This is a genomic window from Erythrobacter sp. HA7-11, assembly GCF_055693605.1.
Window position 1 is genome coordinate 2,152,186 of sequence record NZ_JBVFUF010000002.1, and the last position, 20,139, is coordinate 2,172,324.

A 20,139-nucleotide genomic window follows, 5' to 3' on the forward strand; every position below is an offset into this window, starting at 1 on the left:
TTGGATGGCTGACAACACCGAAATTGACACCGATTTTGAAGGTGCTGGCAACGAGTCCAATCCTGCTCAGGATCACCAAGGTGACGGGGCAAGTGAAGAGGTCGCGATTCTTCACCATGCCCCCTCGCCGGCGACCGACCCTGCCGATACGCCAGCGCAAGACCATGACTTTGCCACGCTTCGGGCGGGCGGTGCCTTTGTCGCGATCGAGGCAACACGCGGAGCGCGGCCAATCATTCTCTATGCCGGCCCAGACTTGCCGGGCGTCGAACCTGAAGAACTCGCCATTCTTGCCACGCGCCAGCACGCACCCGGCACAGCCTCGGTCCCGCTTAGAGGCTCAATGATCAATGAAATCGGCACTGGCATTTCCGGTCCCTCAGGCCTGATTGCGCATCGCGGCGGGCAAGACTGGGCGATCGACCTGCGGGTTGAACGCATCGAACAGCCTGCGTCAAACACGCTTGAGGTCTGCTGCCGCGACGCGAACACCGATGTTGCGGTATGCCATCAATTGTCGATTGACCCTGCAACAGGCGTTTTGTCGACCAACACCTCGATCGAAAACCTTAGCGACACCAGTCTTGAACTGGATTGGTGCACAGCCCTTTGTCTTCCCGTGGACCAACGCCTCGACCGCATGTTCAGCTTTACCGGTACCGCTGGTCAGGCGAGTTTGCGATTGAGGAGATTGGCAGCTTTCAAGGCAGCATCGTCCGCGAAAACAAGGCGGGGCGCACCAGTCACGATGTCTTCCCCGGCACATTCCTTGGGACCGGTTCCACCTCCGACAGCGAGGGGCTGACCGCAGGCTTTCACCTCGCATGGAGTGGAAACAGTCGCCTGCGCCTAGATCGCCACAGTGACGGACGTTCGCTGGTCCAGATGGGCGAAATGGCTTTCCCCGGAGAGATAAGACTGGCCAAGGGCGAACGGTATCAAACACCTGATTTCATCGCCGCGTGGTCAAAAGACGGGCTCAACGGTGTCTCGCAGAAATTCCACGACTATCTGTGCGACCGCGTGCTCGATCAGCGCAGCTTTTCCAAGCCGCGTCCGGTCCATTACAACACTTGGGAAGCGATCTATTTCGACCACGATGATGCGACGCTGATCGAGCTGGCCGACCACGCAGCCGCGGTCGGGGCCGAGCGTTTTGTGCTGGACGATGGCTGGTTTGGCGGTCGCCGCAATGCCGATATGGGTCTTGGCGACTGGTGGGTTTCGGACGAAGTCTACCCCGACGGTCTCCACACAATCGCGAACCGCGTTAAAGAACTCGGCATGGAGTTTGGCCTGTGGTTCGAACCGGAAATGGTCAATCCGGACAGTGACCTATACCGCGCGCATCCCGATTGGGTGCTCGGCGCTGACGGTGTTGAAGCAGTGCCATTCCGCGGCCAGTTCACGCTCGATCTGACCCGCGATGAAGTCTCCGACTATCTGTTTGGGAAGATTACCAGCCTCGTTAGCGAATATGGCATCGCTTACATCAAATGGGACATGAATCGCGACACTAACTACCCCGGCAGCGGCGGGCGCGGTGCCATGCATGCGCAGACTAAAGCGGTTTACAGGTTGATGCAGCGGCTGCGCGATGCCCACCCAGATCTGGAGATTGAAAGCTGCAGTTCGGGCGGTGCGCGCGCCGATTTTGGCGTCTTGCGACACACTGATCGCATTTGGACCTCGGACAACAACGATGCCCGCACTCGGCACCAGATCATGCGCGGCGGCAGCCATTTCCTGCCCCTAAGAGTGCTGGGCAACCATGTCGGGCCGAAACGCTGCCATATCACAGGACGCAAGTTCTCTATGCATTTCCGGGTCGCCAGCGCGATCTTCGGTCACATGGGCATGGAGCTTGATCTGCGTGAAGAAAGCGAGGCCGATCTTGAAATTCTTAAAGCCGGCATTGCGCTTCATAAACAACACCGCGAGCTGATCCATGGCGGGCATTTTCTGCGGCTGAGAGCGACCGCGACGACCAATATGATCGGCTGCGTGGCACGCGATCAGAGCGAAGGTTTGTTTTCGTATGCCAAGCTGGAAAGTGAGCTTCGCACTCTGCCAGACCGCATCTTGTTCGGCGGACTGGACCCTGCCCGCAACTATCGTTTGCGGATGGTTTGGCCGACCCAGAACCCCTCGCTCAGCACGCCATCGATCGTGGATGCAGCCGATCTTCTGGGAGAGGGAACAACCTTCTCAGGTGCAGCTTTGATGGGACACGGGGTACAGCCGCCCCTCACTTTCCCGGACACCTGCTTGATCTATCATCTCGAAGCGGCCACCTGAGCCCTATGACGCTTTCGGCGGAATCATCGGTTCAGTCCGATAACGACCTGTTTGACCTGCTCGTGGTTGGCGGCGGGATCAACGGCGCCGGGATTGCGCGCGATGCAGCGGGGCGCGGGCTCAAGGTGTGCCTCGTCGAAAAAGACGACCTTGCGAGCCACACCTCGAGCGCCTCGACCAAGCTGGTCCATGGCGGCTTGCGCTATCTTGAGCACTATGAATTTCGCTTGGTGCGCGAGAGCCTGATCGAGCGCGAGCGGCTGTTGAGAGTGGCGCCCCACATCATCTGGCCGCTGCGATTTGTGCTGCCGCATGACAAGGGGCTGCGGCCCAGTTGGCTGCTGCGGCTTGGTCTGTTCATGTACGACCATCTTGGCGGGCGAAAGCTGCTGCCGCCAACCCGCACGGTGAATTTGCGCGAGGCACCGCACGGGCAAATCCTCGAAGACCGATTGGTCAAAGGCTTCGAATATTCCGATTGCTGGGTCGAGGATTCGCGCCTCGTCGTCCTCAATTGTGTTGATGCGAAAGAGCGCGGGGCTGATATTCGCATCCGCACCGAATGTACCAATCTAAGCCGCGAAGACGGTCTATGGAAAGCGACCTTGCGCGATGCGGAGGGCGCAACCACGATCGTTGCAAAACAGGTCGTCAACGCCGCGGGACCATGGGTCGACAAGGTTCTGGGCCGGGCTATTCCGCGCGAGCAGCACCAGAACCTGCGCCTCGTCAAAGGCAGCCATCTGATCTTCCCGAAACTGTTCGATGGTGATCACTGCTACATCTTCCAGAACAAGGATGACCGGATCATCTTCGCGATCCCCTATGAACGCGATTTCACGCTGGTCGGAACCACTGATCAGGGGTTCGAAGGGGATCCGTCGGGCATCGAGATTTCGCCTGAGGAAGAGGACTATATTTGCGATGCGGCGAATGAGTATCTGAAGACTGACATTGCACCCGATCAAGCCATCTCCAGCTACGCAGGGGTGCGCCCGCTTTACGACGATGCATCGGCGAACAATTCGACGGTAACGCGCGATTACGTGTTCGAACTGGAAGACGAGGATGAAAGCGGTGCAGATGCTCCGCCGATCCTGTCGATCTTCGGGGGCAAAATCACGACTTATCGCAAGCTTGCCGAACATGCGCTTGAAAAACTCGGGCACGGAACGAAGAGCTGGACGGTGGATGCGCAGCTTCCCGGCGGCGATATCGATCCGATGCGTTTTGATGTTTTCGTTGGCGATCTGGCCGCGCGCTATCCGTGGCTACCCGATGGAGCGGCGCTGCGCCTCTCCAGGGCCTATGGCACACGTGCACATATTTTTCTGTCAGGTGCGAATGGCCTGAATGACATGGGCGAGCATTTGGGCGGTGATCTCTTCGCGCGTGAGCTTGAATATCTTGTCGAGCACGAATTTGCGCGCAGCGCCGATGATGTGCTGTGGCGGCGCAGCAAGCTAAAGCTGCATATCGACGAGGCGGCGCGGCGAAAAGTCGAAGACTGGTTCGCCGCGCGCGACGCCACGCAGGCGAGCGCGGCATGAGCGATAACACCGCCCTACCCCGCGCACTTGGCGGCAAAACAATCTATCGGCGCGACCATCGCAAGGCCGATGGCCGCATGCTCCAGCTTTACGGACACTCACCCCATGCAGGCGCTTTGCAATGCGAAAGCGCTGATCCAATAGCGCAGGGCGGAGAGCTGAGGCATCACCCGCTACGCGATGAGTGGAATGTGTACGCCGCGCACCGGCAGAACCGCACGTTCAAGCCGTCTGCCGCAAACGATCCGCTCGCGCCGACGCGGCCCGGCGGACCGGAAACAGAAATCCCGTTCGAGGATTTCGAATTGGCGATATTCGAGAATAAATTCGCCGCATTCCACCCCAGCGCAGCCGAGGCCGCTGATTTGCGCGGCATAACCAGCGAACCGGCCAAGGGTGCTTGCGATGTCGTGGTCTATGCGACCGAAGCAAAAGGCAGCCTGCACACAATCGGGCAGGATCGCAGGCATGTGCTGATCGCGGCTCTGCTCGATCGGTATGAAACACTGTTCAACGCAGGCTGCGAATATGTGCTGCCGTTTGAAAATCGCGGCGATGAAGTGGGCGTGACGCTGCACCACCCTCACGGGCAGATTTACGGCTTTGCGCGGGTTCCAGAGATACAACAGCGCGCGATTGACGCCTTTGCCAGCGGGTATGATCTTGCTGGCGAGATCGAGACCGCGATGCCTGACTATGGCTTGGGCGAGGAAGGCGGGGTCGCAGCTTTCGTTCCGCGCTACGCCCGCTTACCTTACGAAGTATGGCTCGCGCCGCGCGTTCGGCGCGAAGGTCCGTGGGATTGCAGCGACGAGGAGCTGGACGGGCTGGCACACTGGCTTGGCGAAGTGACGCGCCGCTATGACGCACTCTTCGAGCAACCCGCTGCTACCATGATGGCGTTTCACGCGGCCCCTCGTGGAGGGTCGACAGGATATCACTTCACCGTGCAATTCTACCCGCTGTTGCGGGCGCCAGGGCGGCAGAAATACCTTGCTTCGGTTGAACAGCACACCGGTACGTTCACCGTCGATGTCATGCCGGAAAGCGCAGTTGCCGCGCTGCGAGAGCTGAGCAAACATGACTGAGACATTCACCGCGCATGCGCCGGGCCGGGTCAATCTCATCGGCGAGCATACCGACTATAATGGCGGGATGGTGCTTCCTGCAGCGCTGTCGATCGGTCTCGACGTTGCACTCAGCCCCCGCGACGATCAGACAGTGGCGGTCAGCTCCACTGCTTACGACACGCCAGCCATCCGCAATCTTTCTGACGATGCAGTTGGCGATTGGTCCGACCCCCTTGTCGGCGCGATCCGAGAAGCCAATTCGCTCGGCCTCCTGAGCGGGGGCGCGAGCCTCGATGTGCGTTCGACCATTCCCGAAGGATCTGGCCTTTCATCAAGCGCAGCCCTGATCGTCGCTGTGCTGAAAGCCGCGCGCGCTGCGGCAAGTGGCCAACAATCTGATGTCGAATTGGCGGTCGCAGCGCGCCGGGTCGAAAACAATTATATGGGTGTGCCGTGCGGGATCATGGACCAGATGGCGGTCGCCCTCGCGACGCCCGGAACCGCGATGGCGCTCGATACAAAGGCGCTGGAATACAGCCTCGTCACTCTGCCGAGCAGTCATGAAATGGTCGTCATCCACTCAGGCTTTACGCGCAAGCTGACCGATGGCCGTTATGCTGCGCGCAAAGTCGAGTGCGACGCAGCCAAACGCCATTTCGGGACGGAAGATCTTTGCCTGCTTCCCCGCGAGGATGTGGAGGAAGCCGAACTCGACAATGTGCCCAAGCGCCGCGCGCTGCACTGCCTCACCGAACATGCGAGGGTGAAATATTCGATCGCTGCGCTGGAAGCGGGCGACATCCCATCGTTCGGCGCGCTGATGCAGGAAAGCCATGCGTCGATGCGCGATCTGTTCGAAATGTCCCTGCCTGAGATTGACGCGCTGGTCGAAAGCGCAGTCGAGCTAGGCGCGGTTGGAGCGCGCCTGACCGGCGGCGGGTTCGGCGGTTGCATTGTCGCCTGCGTTGAAAAGGGCGCGCGCGAGGAATGGCTGGCCGCCCTCACAAAACAGCACCCTGAGGCGCGCTTTATCGACGCGGTGAGCGGTTAGCTCCCAATCGCAGCCGACACAGCGAGGAACTTGCGCATCGTCCAGTCGACGGTACCGGTCCAACGGTGTTCTCAAGCACGCCCCACTCAGGAGCAAACCATGTCACAGCGACAAGGCCGAAGAACAGCACAAAGCCGAACGGGCGCAACTTCGCATAATAAGGAACCAGCTTGCGCGGCAGCAGGCCTTCCAAAATGTGCGATCCGTCAAACGGCGGGATCGGCAGCAGATTGAAAAGGCCAAGAAACACGTTGATCAGAATGAAGTAAAACAAGCCCTGCACCAGCAGGCTTGGCTCTTCCATGCTCGCACCGGCGTTCAACTCGGAGCCGAACAGGCCCAAGAAAACTGCCCCGACAAACGCCAGCACGAAATTCGTGCCCGGCCCAGCCGCTGCGACCGCCATCATGCCATAGCGCGGATTGTTGAGCCGCCATGCCTGGACCGGAACAGGTTTCGCCCAGCCGAACACCGGCGCTCCAGCCAGCGCCAATCCGCCGGGCACGAGCAGAGTGCCGACCGGGTCAACGTGGCGCAGCGGATTGAGGCTCAGCCGTTTCTTTTCCTTCGCGGTCGGGTCGCCCAGAACCAAGGCGGCATAGCCATGCGCGACCTCGTGAAAAACGATGGCGATGATCAGCGAGGGGATGAGCAGAACGGCTAGTGTAAGCGTATCGGACATAGGCAATAAATAGGGTTCAGCACCCTAGTCTGCTAGGGCTTCGCTGAAGTGCTTGCGGCAGAGTGCCAGATAACGATCATTGCCCCCGATCTCGGTTTGCGCGCCTTCCTTGACTGCTTTGCCGCTGGCATCGACCCGCAGGTTCATGGTCGCCTTGCGCCCGCAATGGCACACAGCTTTCAACTCGACCAAGGCATCGGCAATGCCAAGCAAAGCCGCAGAGCCGGGGAAAAGCTCGCCTCGAAAGTCCGTGCGAAGGCCATAGCAAAGCACTGGAATTCCGTGACTATCTGCTAGCCGCGCCAATTGCCAAACCTGCGCCTTAGTCAGGAACTGCGCCTCGTCGAGCAGAATACAGCCGATTGGCTCCTGCGCGTGATCCTCAAGCACATGAGCCTCAATATCGGTCTCTCCATCAAAACGGTGCGCATCGCTCGACAGGCCGATCCGGCTGCTGATCGCGCCAAAGCCGGGCCGATCGTCAATCGCAGCAGTCCACAAAGAGACGGTCATACCCTGCTCGCCATAATTAAACGCGGCCTGCAAGAGGTTCGAGCTTTTGCCCGCATTCATGCTCGCATAGTAGAAATAGAGCTTGGCCATTGCGCGCCACGCTAGCCCGCCTGCAGCCATCGCGCCAGTTGCACACAGAGTTCATTAACAGGGCAGACAGGTGCGAGCGGCAATGCTAGCCCTCGATCAAACGCGATATTTTGGGGATCTACAGCAATGGCAAGCGCAGCGCCGAATACCGACGGCAATCAGGGCATGGGCGGCATCTTGGGATGGGTCGAGCGGACGGGAAACAAGCTGCCTGATCCGGTCTTTATCTTCTTCTATCTGATCATCGCGCTGGTCGTAGTTTCAATCGTTTGCGCGGGGCTGGGCGTCTCGGCTTTCCACCCGACATCACTCGATGAGACGACCGGGACGCCGCTCAAGATCGAGGCGGTTAGCCTGCTCTCGCCCGATAATATCCAGCGGCTCTGGGTCGAAATGCCGACAACCTTCACCCACTTCCACCCGCTTGGATATGTGCTGGTGGTAATGCTGGGCGCGGGCGTTGCCGAGCGCTCGGGCTTTTTCGCCGCTGGCATGTCGAAGGCTGTGAAGGCCGCGCCGACCGCACTTCTCACTCCTGTCGTCGCGTTGGTTGCGATGATCGGCAACCACGCCGCCGATGCCGGTTACGTGGTGCTGATCCCTCTCGCAGGGATTCTCTTCGCCGCAGCTGGTCGCCATCCGATGGCTGGTATCGCCGCAGCCTTTGCGGGCGTTTCCGGCGGCTTCTCGGCCAATATCTCTCCGGGTCAGCTCGACGCCTTGCTGTTCGGCATCACAGAAGAAGCGGTCTCCGTGAGCGCGCTCGATCCCTTATGGACCGCGAACCTTGCCGGCAACTGGTATTTCATAGCCGCGATGACTTTCCTCTACCTGCCGATCATTTGGTATGTGACTGACAAGGTGATCGAGCCGCGTCTCGGTGCATGGACGGGCGGCGCGCAAGCCGGCATCGAAGCCGACGGAACAAGCCCCGACCCGGTACGAGCATGACGGCGCGCTTGCCAGCAAAGGCCTGCGCCATGCAGGGGTCGCAGCGCTGGGCGTGGTCGTCCTGTGGCTGATTATGGTATTTGCTCCCGGCACGCCGCTCGTCGATGAGCCTGCCTGCCTGACCGAAACGGGCGCGGCTATTCCCGATTGCTCGATCCATGCGCAGCTTGCGCCGCTCTATCGCTCGCTGGTCGCTGCCTTCTTTATTCTCTTCCTCGCGACCGGCTGGGCCTATGGCCGCGCCACCGGAGCGATCAAGAACCACCGCGATCTCGTCAACATGATGGCGGAAAGCATGAAAGATATGGGGTATTACCTCGTCCTTGCATTTGCCGCAGCACACTTTGTCGCGATGTTCGGCTGGTCTAACCTTGGTCTGATCTCGGCGGTTCACGGTGCAGCTGGTATCCAGTCGACCGGCCTGCCGCTGCCGCTGGTTCTCGGCCTGATGGTGATCTTTGCTGGCCTGCTGAACCTGTTTGTAGGATCGGCGAGCGCGAAATGGGCGCTGTTAGCCCCGATCCTCGTCCCGATGCTTATGCTACTCGGTATCAGCCCGGAAGGCGCGACAGCAGCCTATCGCGTCGGCGACAGCGCGACCAACATCATCACGCCGTTAATGGTGTATTTCCCGCTGATCCTCGTCTTCGCCCAGCGCTGGCAGAAGGATTTCGGCCTCGGCAGCCTGACCGCGATGATGCTGCCCTACTCGGTATGGCTGCTGATCTCCGGCACGGCGCTGATCGTCGTCTGGTTCTATCTCGGCATTCCGTTGGGACCGGATGCGCCAGTTGACTATGCGTTGCCAGCTGCTTCCGGGGCCTAAGCAGTCATCGGATGAAACTTTTGGCTGCGTTGCGACGTATTAGGGGAGGAGAGAGGATCATTATGCAACCCAATCGCCTTTTCCCGACACGCCTGCTGGCTGTGCCGATGCTCGCCTTGTTCCTAGCAGCCAACACCAGCGCGCCACGCAATTACAAGCTTGATGAAAGCGCAAGCCAGCTGACCGGCAAAGTCGCCTTCTTCGGTCTGGGCAGCAAGACGATGACCTTCCCCAAGATGGACGGGCGCATCACCGTCGATCCCCAGCAGATCAGCAAGGCCAGCATCAACGTCACCTTCGATGCGACCGCGCTGACCGCGTCGGACGATCTGACGCGCGACCGGCTCAAAGGGGACAAATTCTTCTGGGTGGAGAAATATCCCACTGTGCGCTTTGTCGGGAGTTCACTGAAACTGACGAGCCCGACCAAAGGCACGTTCACCGGTCAACTTACCGCGCGCGGTGTTTCAAAGCCGCAAACGCTGAGTGTCGTGTTTGATAAAGACCCAACAAAGGTCACCGCCAATGCGCCAGTCGGCTTCACCGCAACCACAACGATTGATCGCCGCCAATACAATATGAAGGCGTTTCAACTGATCGTCGGCAACAAGGTCAATATCAGAATGAAAGCGCGGATGGTGCCGCGTTAAAGTGAAGGCTTACGGTCTGAAATCGTAACCATTGCCGATAGAGCCGAGCGTGTAGCGCTGACTGCGCGGAACATCGCTCCACTTCCAATCGGTCTCATCATCTTCGTCTTCGATATTGCCGACTGCATCTTTTCGCTTGCGCGATAGGTAGTTGACGCTGGTCTGACGCATCTCGCCCGTGTTGCGCCGCACTTCATTGCTCTCGTAACCGATCAACGCCATCGCCTTGCCGTCCCAGCGAAACTGAAACTGCTGGTTGGACATCGACCAGCTGCCCGCATTGGCGAAGAAGGCAATGTTGAGGTAAAGCGAACCGTCTTCGATCCGCATCATTTCGTAAGGGTCGCTGATAGTCGGCTGGCTGTGATCGGGAATGATCGTCAGGCTCTTCGCAGCGAGCCGGTATTGGCCGTGATGATCTTGCAACAACACCACCACGGCACGCGGATTGGCATCGTAGTAATCCATGCCCAGACCTTGCGTCTTGGTGATCATCAGAGCCGGATCGTTGCCCTGAATGATCAGCACGCTGTCTGTGCGGCCATCACCGTCGAGGTCGCCCTCCGCCTTGTCATACAGCTTCCACCCGCGCGGGACGAAGCTCATATCGCGGTAGCCCGTCTCGTATTCAAAAACCGGCTCGGCGCGGACCGGCTCGTTTTCTTCAACCCCGGCAGGCGCATCGATGGCCTGCGCTGGCTGAAGCGCTGCGCCCGCGAGAAGGAACGCGCCCCAGAGCGAACTCATGCGGCATCTCCATCATCTTCGCCCAGATCGCGCGCGACCTTGGGATCATTGAGCAACCTCTCGATCCGATCCGCCTCGCCAAAGCTCTCATCCTTGCGGAACTTGAGCTTGGGCGCGAATTTGAGGCCAAGGCGCGTGGCCACTTCGCGCTGCAGATAGGCGGTGTTCTGGCGCAGCGCCTTGACGACATCATCCTCATTTGTGCCGAGCAGCGGCTTCACATAGGCAGTCGCATTGCGCAGATCGGGCGTCATCCGCACCTCAGTCACGGCGATGTTCGAGGCGCTCACCACCTCGTCATGCACCTCTTGCCGCGCGAGCAGCTCGGACAGGATGTGACGCACCCGTTCACCCACTTTCAGGACGCGGACCGATTGCTGTTCAGCGGTGAAATCTTGCCTGCGGGCCATGCCCTAGCCCTCCATCTTCGAAAGGATATTCTTGAGTGAATTCATATTGCGCGCCGTGCCGCGAAATCCAAGTCGCTTTTCAATAAATCGCCCGGTCAGGTCGGACACGCCGACCCCGTGGACGTAGTCGAGATAGAGCACGCGGTCGCCGAGCGCGAGGCGTTCTGCGCCGCGATCCTTGTGCTCTTGCAACAGCGCCTCGAACGCATCTTGCGTCGGTTGGCCGGCCAGAAAGATCGAATGCACCATCTTGTCAGAACCGTGCTCCGGCCCTGTCCCGTGGAAGGGATTGTCGGTTATGGCGGATTGCACTTCCGCCATGCTGCGCACCATGACGCGGCTGTTAAAGCCAAAGCGGTCGGACATGAACTGCGCCAAGTCAGCTTCCAGTTGCGCGGGGGTTTTGTCGCTCGACAAAACGACATTTCCGCTCGCTGCGATGGTTTGCACTTGGCCAAAGCCCGCGTCTGCGAGCGCGGCTTTCAAATCGACCATTTTGACCCGGTTGCCGCCGATATTGATGCTGCCCAACAGGGCCAGGAAGCGCGCCATTAGTCGCCGCCGGGCATTGGGGTAGGAATGGCGGTAGACGTCGCGCGGGCGAGCAGCTGGCCGCTCGCTTCATCAAACAGTTCGCCTTCGAGAAACACGACGCGGCGACCGTGTTTGACCACGCGGCCTTTTGCGATGGGTGGCGCAAGCGGCACCATGGAAATGAAGGTCAGATTGAGGTCAAGATTGAGCGGCAGCCTCACGCCGTCCTCACTATCCTCGGTAACGGCCAGCAGCGCGCCGCCCATTACCTCATCGAGGAAACCTGCGATGAGGCCGCCCTGCACAGCTCCGCGCGGTGAAGCGAAGCTGGCAGGAGGCGTGAAGCGTGTGGTGAGTTCGCCTTTGTTTGCGTCGAAGGCGACGAACTCGCTGCCCATGAGATCGGCAGAGGGAGAACGCTGACCCTGGTACAGTTTGGTCATCCGTTAGCCCCGCATCACAGCGTCCGTTCGCGCTCCTCGACCTCGAACACCTCAAGGCTGTCGCCCGGTTTGATGTCGTTCGTGTCTTCCAGCACGACGCCGCATTCGAGGCCCGAGCGGACCTCGTCCACGTCATCCTTGAAGCGCCGCAGCGAAGCGATGGTCGTTGCCGAGACGATAACATCCTCGCGGGTGAGACGCGCGTGGAGACCTTTGCGGATAACGCCTTCGGTGACGAGCAGACCGGCCGCCTTGTCCTTCTTGCCAGACTTGAAGACTTCCTTGACCTCTGCGCGGCCAACCACGTTCTCAATCCGCTCCGGACCAAGCTCGCCCGCCATCTCTTTCGCGATCTCATCGGTCAGGTGATAGATGACGTCGTAATACATCATCCGCACCTTTTCCTTCTCGACCAGCTGGCGCGCCTTCGCATTCGGGCGCACGTTAAAGCCGATGATCGGAGCGTTCGAAGCCGCCGCCAACGTCACGTCGCTTTCGGTGATTGCGCCAACACCTGCGTGCAGCACGCGGACCTTGATCTCATCATTCGAGAGATTGTGGAGCGCGTTGTTGATCGCCTCGACCGATCCCTGCACGTCGGCTTTCACCAGCACAGGGAATTCAATTACGGCGCTTTGCAGATTGTTGAACATCGTATCAAAGCTGGTCGGAGCCAGCGCGGTGCGCTGCTCGGTCGCTTTTTCCTGACGATATTCAGCGACTTCGCGCGCACGCTGTTCATTCTCAACCACGGTCAGCAGGTCGCCAGCCGACGGAACACCGCCAAGACCGAGGACCTCAACCGGCATCGATGGTCCGGCTTCCTTGATCTGCTTGCCCTGGTCGTTGACCACCGCGCGGACCTTGCCGCTTTCGGTGCCTACCACGAATGTGTCGCCACGCTTCAGCGTGCCGCGCGTCACCAGAACAGTTGCGACAGGACCGCGCCCCTTGTCGAGCTGCGCTTCGATCACGGTAGCCTCGGCATCGCGATCAGGACGCGCTTTCAGCTCAAGCAATTCCGCTTGCAGCGTGATTTTCTCGATCAGCTCATCCAGGCCATCGCCTTTGAGCGCCGAAATTTCCACGTCCTGCACTTCGCCCGACAGGCTCTCCACGATCACTTCGTGTTCGAGCAGACGGTTACGGATGTTGTCCGGGTTCGCCTCCGGCTTGTCCATCTTGTTGATCGCAACGATCATCGGGACGCCAGCAGCTTTGGTGTGATTAATCGCCTCAATCGTCTGCGGCATGATGCCGTCATCCGCCGCGACAACCAGCACCACAATGTCAGTCACATTCGCGCCGCGCTGGCGCATTTCAGTGAAGGCCGCGTGTCCCGGCGTATCGAGAAATGTGATCTTCTGCTTGTCCTTGGTGGTGATCTGATAGCTGCCGATATGCTGCGTGATCCCGCCAGCTTCACCTTTGGTCACATTGGTGCCGCGCAGGGCGTCAAGCAGCGAGGTCTTGCCGTGATCGACATGGCCCATGATCGTTACAACCGGAGGACGCGGTTTCTTTGTCTCTTCCGGATCATTGTCCTCGCTGGTGTCGATATCGACATCGGCCTCGGACACCTTCTCGATGTTGTGGCCGAATTGTTCGACCAGCAATTCTGCCGTGTCCTGGTCAATCGTCTGGTTGACGGTGACCATCATGTCGAGATTGAACAGCTCCTTGACGAGGTCGGCGCCCTTTTCGCCCATCCGTTTGGCGAGTTCGCCCACAGTGATGGCTTCAGGCACGATAACGTCACGAACCTGCTTTTCGCGCGGCTTGTTCGAGCCACCGCCTTGCAGACGGCGCTCTTTCTCACGCGCACGCTTGAGCGCAGCCAAAGAACGCGCACGGCGCCCCTCGTCTTCGTTGAGCGCTTTGGTGACTGTAAGCTTGCCAGAGCGACGCTTGTCCGGGCGCTCAGGCGCTCCGCCGCGCTTCTTCTTGTCTTCTTTCTTCTTTTCAGGGCGCTTGGGCTCTGGCCGGGCAACTGGCGTAAACTTGCGCGCAGCTGGCGTCGGCGTCGAGCCTGCGCCCGCATCGCCTTCATCAGCCGGAGCCGCAGCAGCAGCTTCTGCTTCGGCAACTGCCGCCTTGGCCTCTTCTGCCGCGCGCTTGTCCGCTTCCTCTTCGGCTTTACGATTGTCTTCGGCGCGCTTCTTCTCGTCAGCGGCGGCCTCTTTCGCTTTCGCGTCGTCACGCTTGCGCGCGTCTTCGGCGAGCTTCAGACGCTCTTCTTCTGCCTCTCGCTGAAGGCGAGCGACACGCTCCTGCGGCGTCTCTGCCGGAGGAGCCTTTTTCGCCGGTGCCTTTTTGGCAGGCTCGGGCGCCTTTGCGGCCGGTTCCGGCGTTGGCTCGGGTGCGGGCGCTGGCGCAGGTTCAGGCGTTTCGCCTGGCTTTAGGAGCTTACGGCGGCGCTTGACCTCAACCGCAACCTTATTGGTCCGGCCATGGCTGAAGGTCTGTTTGACCTCGCCAGGCTGCGCACCTTTCAGCGTCAGCGGTTTACGGGCAGATTTTTTATCTTCGTCGCTCATTCTAGCTCGTTAGTCCTTCGTGCATTCTTAAGTGTCGTCCTGGCCCGGCAAAGCCGAACTGGATGATATGGTTTCGCTGCCATCGCAGCTGGTCTGGGCAGCCCCTGTGAAAGCTATGTAGCGAGAGAGTGCCCGCCCCATACGATCCGCTCCGCCTTTCCCGCTGATTGCGAGGTGGACGACATTATCGCGGCCCAATGCCACAGACAGAGCCGCGCGGTCCAGTGGCAAGACTGTTCCGCGCTCTCCGCTTCCCTCTGCCTCGCGCCCCACGCGCCAGGCTTGATCCAATTTCTTGCGCCCGTCCTCGCTGCTATCGCTCGCGTGGAGCAACATTTCGAGACCGCCTGCGCGCGCTTTGTCGTCGATGCGGCCCGAGCCCATCACGAGCTGTCCTGCGCGCAGCTCCAGACCGAACCGATCCATCAGCGAACGCCGCAGTGCAGATTCGATCTGCTGCGGCAAATCTTCGCTGTAGGAAAGCTTTACGCCTTCTGGCCCGCCTTTGAATGCCCGCGCCAGCGCCCCTTTGAAATGGCCACTGGCGATGGCCGCTTCAAGAGCGGCGCGGTCAAGACTGATCCATGCGCCGCGACCGGGTGCCTTTGCCGAAGGGTCGGGCAGGACCTCTCCATCGGGCGAGACCGCGAGGCGCAGCAGGCTGTCTTGCGGTTTTGTGTCCCCAGTGAGGATACAGCGTCGCTCGGGTGCGGCTTTACTTGGCGCACAGGTCTTTCGGTGGCCGGAACGACGTCCTCGACCTTGGCCAGCCCCAGCGCCAGCATCAGCGATGTCGGAGCCTACGCGCTCATTGGGTGGAGTCCGCATCGGCGGCCTCCTGAGTTTCTGGCTCAGCGGGAGCCGCAGCCGGCTCTTCGTCCTCAAACCAGTGTGCGCGTGCGGCCATGATAATCTCGTTGCCCTGCTCTTCCGTCAGGCCAAACTCACCCAGCACGCCGCCTTTGTCCTGCTCACGCTGAGGACGACGCACTGGCGGGCCGTCAGCATTGTTGCGGCGGCGCGGTGCTTCGCGCTTCTTCGCGATCAGCTCGTCGGTTGCAAGGTCAGCCAGGTCATCGAGCGTCTTGATGCCGCCCTTGCCCAGAACAACCAGCATCGCTTCGGAAAGGTGCGGGATATCGGCCAGCGCGTCTTCAACGCCCAGCTCCCGGCGGGTTTCGCGGTGCGCTTCTTCCTGACGCTCGAGCGCTTCCTTGGCGCGGTTTTGCAACTCTTCGCCCAGCTCTTCGTCAAAGCCTTCGATCGCGGCCAGCTCTTCAAGCGGCACGTATGCGACTTCTTCGAGCTCGGCAAAACCTTCAGCCACGAGCAGCTGCGACAGGGTTTCATCCACGTCGAGCTCTTCTTCGAACATCTTGGAGCGTTCGGCGAACTCTTTCGAGCGCTTCTCGCTGGCTTCTTCCTCGGTCATGATGTCGATCTGGTGACCGGTCAGCTGGCTCGCGAGCCGCACGTTCTGGCCGCGGCGCCCGATAGCCAGCGAAAGCTGATCGTCAGGCACGACGACTTCGATGCGGCCCTCTTCCTCATCGAGGACAACGCGGGCCACCGTTGCCGGTTGCAGCGCGTTCACGACAAAGGTCGCAATGTCTTCACTCCAAGGGATGATGTCGATCTTCTCGCCCTGCAATTCCTGCACGACGGCCTGAACGCGGCTACCTTTCATACCGACACAAGCGCCGACCGGATCGATCGAGCTGTCATGGCTGATCACGCCGATTTTGGCGCGGCTGCCCGGATCGCGAGCGGCGGCTTTGATCTCGATAATGCCGTCGTAAATCTCGGGCACTTCCTGCGCAAACAATTTACGCATGAAATCAGGCGCGGCACGGCTTAGAAAAATCTGCGGGCCACGATTGTTACGCTCAACCTTGGTGATGAGCGCGCGAACACGCTCACCCACACGAGCAGCTTCACGCGGGATCTGCTGATCGCGGCGGATGACACCTTCGGCGCGGCTAGAGATTGACGATCACGTGGCCAAACTCGACCGACTTGATCACCCCGGTGATCACTTCGTCCGCGCGGTCCTTGAACTCTTCGAACTGACGCTCACGCTCGGCATCGCGGACCTTTTGGAAGATCACCTGCTTGGCAGATTGCGCATCAATGCGGCCCAGATCAACCGGAGGCAGCGGGTCGACGATAAAGTCACCAACAGCCGCGCCATCCTGAAGCTTTTGCGCCTGCTTCAGATCGACCTGCTTAAAGTAGTCTTCGACTTCCTCAACCACCTCAACCACGCGCCACAGCGTCAGATCGCCGGTCTGCGGGTCAAGCTTGGCGCGAATGTCGTTTTCTGCGCCATAGCGGTTGCGCGCACTCTTCTGGATCGCTTCTTCCATCGCCTCGATAACGATGCTCTTGTCGATCATCTTCTCCGATGCGACCGCATTCGCGATTGCAAGCAATTCTGCCTTATTGGCGGAAATGGCACTGGCCATCAGTCGTCTGCCTTCTCTTCTTGTACAATATCTTCGGCACCGCTCGTATCGAGCGGCTTGGTAGCGGCAATAAGCGCATCTGTCAGGATGAGTTTTGCCGCATGAATTGAGCCGCGCGGAATGCGAGTCTCACCCGATTTCGCGTCTTCGATAATCACTGTATCACCTTCGATGCCGATCAGCGAGCCGCGCAAATTGCGTTGTCCGTCAAATCCTTTGACCATCGAAATCTTCGCCTCGTGCCCAACCCAATCGGCAAAGTCCTTTGCGCGAGTCAGCGTACCGGTCGATCCCAGGGGAAGAAACTTCGAGGTGATAGGCCCCTTCGATCAGCACTTCGCCTACCTCTTCGAGCGCGTCCATGCGCGCCGACACGGCGCGCGACAGCGCAGCGCATTGCTCGATCACGAGTTGGCCGGTCGCCGGGTCTTCAGCCATGATCTGCAGCGCTTCGCCGCCATCACCCGCCTCAGACGGCATCATCTTCACGCGCACGAGCTCAAAGCCCAAAGCTTTCGCTTCGGGTTCGATCACTTCAGAAAGGCGCGCCAGATCGGCCATCGGGTCTCCAGTTCTGACATCGCATCAGACAAAACATTTTAAGGTCGGCCCCCGAAGGCGCCAACTTCATGTTTGTCCCGACAATGTCGTGATGGGGGCGAGATAGGCGCGCGGATTTGCGATTGCAACAAAAAAGGGCCCGGTAATCACCGGACCCTTCGTTTGTTTCGGAATTGGCTGAGTGCTTACTGCACTACACCGATCACATCAGGATTGCTGTCGCGATCCCCGGTTACGCGCCCGTCTGTGGCGGCATTGCCCTGGAGCAGAATGCCAGCAAAGTGCGGCGCAGCCATCGAAGTGCCTGAGATGGTGTTGTAGCCACCACTCTTCCAGGTTGATTTGATCGCCACACCCGGTTCAGCAAAGTCGACCGGCGGATTGCCGAAGTTCGAAAAGCTGGCGAACCGGTCGCCTTCGGAGAAAGCCGAGATGGTGTAGATGTTGTTGCCATTGGCGCGAGCCGGCGACGAATTGTTCGCATCCTGGCTCTCATTGCCTGCTGCAAGAACGAAGCGCACACCGCTTGACGCCGCAGCATCCTTCACCGCCTGATCAAGCGCGGTGCTGATACCGCCGCCAAGGCTCATATTGGCGACATCGCCAGCGCTGCCATTCGCGGCCACATAGTCGACACCCGCGATCACGCCGGAAGTCGAGCCTGAACCGCGACGGTCCAGCACGCGAACCGAAACAACTGGTGCGCCAGGCGCTACGCCGACAACGCCGATCGAGTTGTCGATCGCGGCGATCGTGCCAGCGACGTGAGTGCCGTGACCATTTTGGTCATCAGGGTTGCGGTACGACAAAGTTTGCCGAGCGTCCTGTGTCTACGTTGAGATCCGGGTGATCGAGATCGATTCCGCTATCAATCACCCATGCGGTCGCGAAATTACCTGCTGCACCGCCGCCAACGCGGGTGATGCCCCAAGGCGTTTCCTGAGCTGGTCCGCTGCCGCCATCGTCACCTTTGGGAGGCTTCTTGCCGCGCTGAACCGTGGTGACCACCTGATCCTGCTCGCAATAGGCGATATTCGGGAAGCGGCGCTTCATGTTTGCCACGGCTTGCGGTGCCATGTTGACCGAAAAGCCGCGAATACTGCGCTCATAAATGCGCTTAAGCTGACCATTGCTGGCCACCGCTGCACGAACCGCCTCCGCGCGCACATTGCCGCGCGACACGTCCTGCTTGTTAAATACGCAAATGTAGCTGTTTGCGATTTTGTCGCCCTTGTTCTGGGCAGCCGCCGGAGTGGCGATAGTTGCAGCAACACCCGTCAGCGCCGCGACTTTAAGCAAAGTAGAAATTCTGGAAAGACCCATTACCCCGTCTCCATTTATGTTGAACAGGATCAATGGCTCTTAAAATGGCTTCGGCGATCCCGCGCAGTTTTCTGCTGGCGCTTGGTGTAGAGCTAAGATCAAGTCGCGCAAGCGTGGTAACCACTGATATCGCCGGATCATCTGATTTCGATGCATTTCACAGGCGGGCTGCGCAATTTTCAAGATAAGTCGTTGTGCGAAATTGTCTATAAATTTCGTCTGTTAACCAAGAGGCACGAGCGGCTGCGCCCTACCCTAACCGTCCGCTGGCTCTTCCATGAGCGCGTGCTTCTTTATGCAGTGGCGCAACTGATCGTAGCTGAGGCCAAGCGCCTTGGCCGTCTGGCGTTGGTTCCAGCGATGCTTGCCCAGTGCATGCTCTACGATGGCCCGTTCGTGCTCATCGACTGCGGCGCGCAGATCCTCGATCTCATCAAAGCAGGGGGCACTAGTGGCAAAGTCAGAAGCTGTGGGCACAGCGCTCGGCGACGCTTCTTCCTTGCGATGCGGCGGAGCAGCTGGCTTCCATGGGCTCTCAAACGGATCGAACTGGACATACGAGATCGGCGTCTCGGGATCGTCCCAACGATAGACCGCGCGCTCGACCACATTGCGCAATTCGCGCACGTTCCCCGGCCAGGCGTAGTTTTCCATCTCGCGCATCACGTGCTCGGCGAACCCCGGCCACCCGTGCCAATCGAGCTCCGCCGCCATACGCCGCGCAAAATATTCTGCGAGCACGACCACGTCGCCATCGCGCACCCGCAAGGGCGGCAGGGTGATGACTTCAAAGCTCAAACGATCAAGCAAGTCGGCGCGGAACTCGCCAGTCTTGGCCAGATGCGGCAGATCATCATTGGTCGCCGCAACAATCCGCACATCGACCCTGATCGGACGCGACGAACCGATGCGCGTCACTTCGCCATATTCAACCGCGCGCAGCAGGCGCTCTTGTGCGCCCATCGACAAAGTGCCCAGTTCGTCGAGAAATAGAGTGCCCTTGTCGGCTTCCTCAAACCTTCCAACGCGCGCTTTGGTAGCACCCGTAAAGGCCCCTGCTTCGTGCCCGAACAGCTCAGCTTCGATCAGCGTTTCGGGCAATGCAGCGCAGTTCATGGTGACGAGCGGCTCGTCCCAGCGGGTCGATAGGCGATGGAGACGTTCGGCGATCAGTTCTTTACCTGTCCCGCGCTCGCCAATGACGAGCACAGGGCGATCCATCGGCGCGGCGCGCGAGGCGCGTTCGACCGAATCCAGAAAGGCCCCCGACTGGCCGATAAATTGATTTTCCCGCTCCAGTCCGCCCTCCTATTTAGTGAAGCTGGCCAAACTATAGTGAAATTTCCCAATGTTTGGCAATAGACGCTATGTTGAAAATTGATGTAAGCTCAATTCTCTCAATTTTTCTGATACTTACAAGTTTTGGCACGCTGCTTGC

General features: G+C 59.6%; 19 protein-coding genes and 2 pseudogenes. 8 read left to right on the forward strand and 13 right to left on the reverse strand.

The features are described from left to right. The first annotated feature begins 4 nt into the window (after nucleotides 1–4). From ACZ1GU_RS11020 to galK, 5 genes are read left to right on the forward strand one after another with little or no spacing between them, the layout of a single operon-like run. Nucleotides 5–805 (forward strand): glycoside hydrolase family 36 N-terminal domain-containing protein, encoded by an 801-nt coding sequence (locus ACZ1GU_RS11020; RefSeq protein ID WP_472648033.1) that lies wholly within the window; start codon nucleotides 5–7, stop codon nucleotides 803–805. Beyond that, complete coding sequence (locus ACZ1GU_RS11025) at nucleotides 712–2,298, forward strand: alpha-galactosidase (protein WP_472648767.1); 1,587 nt, start codon at nucleotides 712–714, stop codon at nucleotides 2,296–2,298. Before ACZ1GU_RS11020 ends, ACZ1GU_RS11025 begins: the two co-directional genes overlap by 94 nt. Before the next feature lie 5 nt (nucleotides 2,299–2,303). After that, entirely contained in the window at nucleotides 2,304–3,848 is a 1,545-nt protein-coding gene (gene glpD / locus ACZ1GU_RS11030; RefSeq protein WP_472648034.1) for a glycerol-3-phosphate dehydrogenase, read from the forward strand. Further along, nucleotides 3,845–4,936 carry a galactose-1-phosphate uridylyltransferase gene (locus tag ACZ1GU_RS11035; RefSeq protein WP_472648035.1) on the forward strand — a complete coding sequence of 364 codons (1,092 nt, stop codon included), beginning with the start codon at nucleotides 3,845–3,847 and terminating at the stop codon, nucleotides 4,934–4,936. The genes glpD and ACZ1GU_RS11035 overlap by 4 nt, the downstream gene beginning before the upstream one ends. Then, nucleotides 4,929–5,969, forward strand: a complete 1,041-nt coding sequence (galK, locus tag ACZ1GU_RS11040; RefSeq protein ID WP_472648036.1) for a galactokinase — start codon at nucleotides 4,929–4,931, stop codon at nucleotides 5,967–5,969. The genes ACZ1GU_RS11035 and galK overlap by 8 nt, the downstream gene beginning before the upstream one ends. Here galK and ACZ1GU_RS11045 read toward each other — a convergent pair. Beyond that, nucleotides 5,947–6,651 carry a site-2 protease family protein gene (locus ACZ1GU_RS11045; protein WP_472648037.1) on the reverse strand — a complete coding sequence of 235 codons (705 nt, stop codon included), beginning with the start codon at nucleotides 6,649–6,651 and terminating at the stop codon, nucleotides 5,947–5,949. The two genes, galK and ACZ1GU_RS11045, sit on opposite strands and share 23 nt — an antisense overlap. A 24-nt stretch (nucleotides 6,652–6,675) precedes the next feature. Continuing rightward, nucleotides 6,676–7,254: a thymidine kinase gene (locus ACZ1GU_RS11050; protein WP_472648038.1), complete on the reverse strand. Its 579-nt coding sequence runs from the start codon at nucleotides 7,252–7,254 to the stop codon at nucleotides 6,676–6,678. A 126-nt stretch (nucleotides 7,255–7,380) separates the two neighbouring features. Here ACZ1GU_RS11050 and ACZ1GU_RS11055 point away from each other — a divergent pair, with 126 nt between their 5' ends. From ACZ1GU_RS11055 to ACZ1GU_RS11065, 3 genes are all read left to right on the forward strand, one after another. Next, on the forward strand, nucleotides 7,381–8,205 hold the full coding sequence (locus ACZ1GU_RS11055; RefSeq protein WP_472648039.1) for an AbgT family transporter: 825 nt from the start codon (nucleotides 7,381–7,383) through the stop codon (nucleotides 8,203–8,205). Next, complete coding sequence (locus ACZ1GU_RS11060) at nucleotides 8,135–9,031, forward strand: AbgT family transporter (RefSeq protein ID WP_472648040.1); 897 nt, start codon at nucleotides 8,135–8,137, stop codon at nucleotides 9,029–9,031. Before ACZ1GU_RS11055 ends, ACZ1GU_RS11060 begins: the two co-directional genes overlap by 71 nt. A gap of 62 nt (nucleotides 9,032–9,093) precedes the next feature. Then, complete coding sequence (locus ACZ1GU_RS11065; protein WP_472648041.1) at nucleotides 9,094–9,681, forward strand: YceI family protein; 588 nt, start codon at nucleotides 9,094–9,096, stop codon at nucleotides 9,679–9,681. 9 nt (nucleotides 9,682–9,690) lie between these two features. On the opposite strand, the gene ACZ1GU_RS11070 is transcribed toward ACZ1GU_RS11065, so the two are convergent. The 11 genes and pseudogenes from ACZ1GU_RS11070 to pspF all read right to left on the reverse strand — a co-directional run bounded on the left by ACZ1GU_RS11070 (nucleotide 9,691) and on the right by pspF (nucleotide 20,000). Beyond that, the gene (locus ACZ1GU_RS11070) at nucleotides 9,691–10,428 is read right to left on the reverse strand and encodes a hypothetical protein (RefSeq protein WP_472648042.1); all 738 of its coding nucleotides are present in this window, start codon (nucleotides 10,426–10,428) and stop codon (nucleotides 9,691–9,693) included. Beyond that, nucleotides 10,425–10,838 (reverse strand): 30S ribosome-binding factor RbfA, encoded by a 414-nt coding sequence (rbfA, locus tag ACZ1GU_RS11075; RefSeq protein WP_472648043.1) that lies wholly within the window; start codon nucleotides 10,836–10,838, stop codon nucleotides 10,425–10,427. The genes ACZ1GU_RS11070 and rbfA overlap by 4 nt, the downstream gene beginning before the upstream one ends. A gap of 3 nt (nucleotides 10,839–10,841) precedes the next feature. Then, nucleotides 10,842–11,390 carry a DUF1697 domain-containing protein gene (locus ACZ1GU_RS11080; RefSeq protein WP_472648044.1) on the reverse strand — a complete coding sequence of 183 codons (549 nt, stop codon included), beginning with the start codon at nucleotides 11,388–11,390 and terminating at the stop codon, nucleotides 10,842–10,844. Continuing rightward, on the reverse strand, nucleotides 11,390–11,815 hold the full coding sequence (locus ACZ1GU_RS11085; protein ID WP_472648045.1) for a PaaI family thioesterase: 426 nt from the start codon (nucleotides 11,813–11,815) through the stop codon (nucleotides 11,390–11,392). The genes ACZ1GU_RS11080 and ACZ1GU_RS11085 overlap by 1 nt, the downstream gene beginning before the upstream one ends. A 14-nt stretch (nucleotides 11,816–11,829) precedes the next feature. Further along, nucleotides 11,830–14,352, reverse strand: a complete 2,523-nt coding sequence (gene infB, locus ACZ1GU_RS11090; protein ID WP_472648046.1) for a translation initiation factor IF-2 — start codon at nucleotides 14,350–14,352, stop codon at nucleotides 11,830–11,832. Nucleotides 14,353–14,379: 27 nt separating this feature from the next. Continuing rightward, the gene (locus tag ACZ1GU_RS11095) at nucleotides 14,380–15,180 is read right to left on the reverse strand and encodes a DUF448 domain-containing protein (RefSeq protein WP_472648047.1); all 801 of its coding nucleotides are present in this window, start codon (nucleotides 15,178–15,180) and stop codon (nucleotides 14,380–14,382) included. Continuing rightward, a pseudogene (gene nusA / locus ACZ1GU_RS11100) lies at nucleotides 15,161–16,817 on the reverse strand (transcription termination factor NusA). Before nusA ends, ACZ1GU_RS11095 begins: the two are co-directional and overlap by 20 nt. Continuing rightward, nucleotides 16,817–17,378, reverse strand: a pseudogene (rimP, locus tag ACZ1GU_RS11105) (ribosome maturation protein RimP). The pseudogenes nusA and rimP overlap by 1 nt, the downstream one beginning before the upstream one ends. A 185-nt stretch (nucleotides 17,379–17,563) precedes the next feature. Further along, nucleotides 17,564–18,187: a S8 family serine peptidase gene (locus tag ACZ1GU_RS11110; protein WP_472648048.1), complete on the reverse strand. Its 624-nt coding sequence runs from the start codon at nucleotides 18,185–18,187 to the stop codon at nucleotides 17,564–17,566. Next, nucleotides 18,168–18,701 carry a hypothetical protein gene (locus ACZ1GU_RS11115; protein WP_472648049.1) on the reverse strand — a complete coding sequence of 178 codons (534 nt, stop codon included), beginning with the start codon at nucleotides 18,699–18,701 and terminating at the stop codon, nucleotides 18,168–18,170. The genes ACZ1GU_RS11110 and ACZ1GU_RS11115 overlap by 20 nt, the downstream gene beginning before the upstream one ends. A 255-nt stretch (nucleotides 18,702–18,956) precedes the next feature. After that, complete coding sequence (pspF, locus tag ACZ1GU_RS11120; RefSeq protein WP_472648768.1) at nucleotides 18,957–20,000, reverse strand: phage shock protein operon transcriptional activator; 1,044 nt, start codon at nucleotides 19,998–20,000, stop codon at nucleotides 18,957–18,959. Between the last annotated feature and the right edge of the window lie 139 nt (nucleotides 20,001–20,139).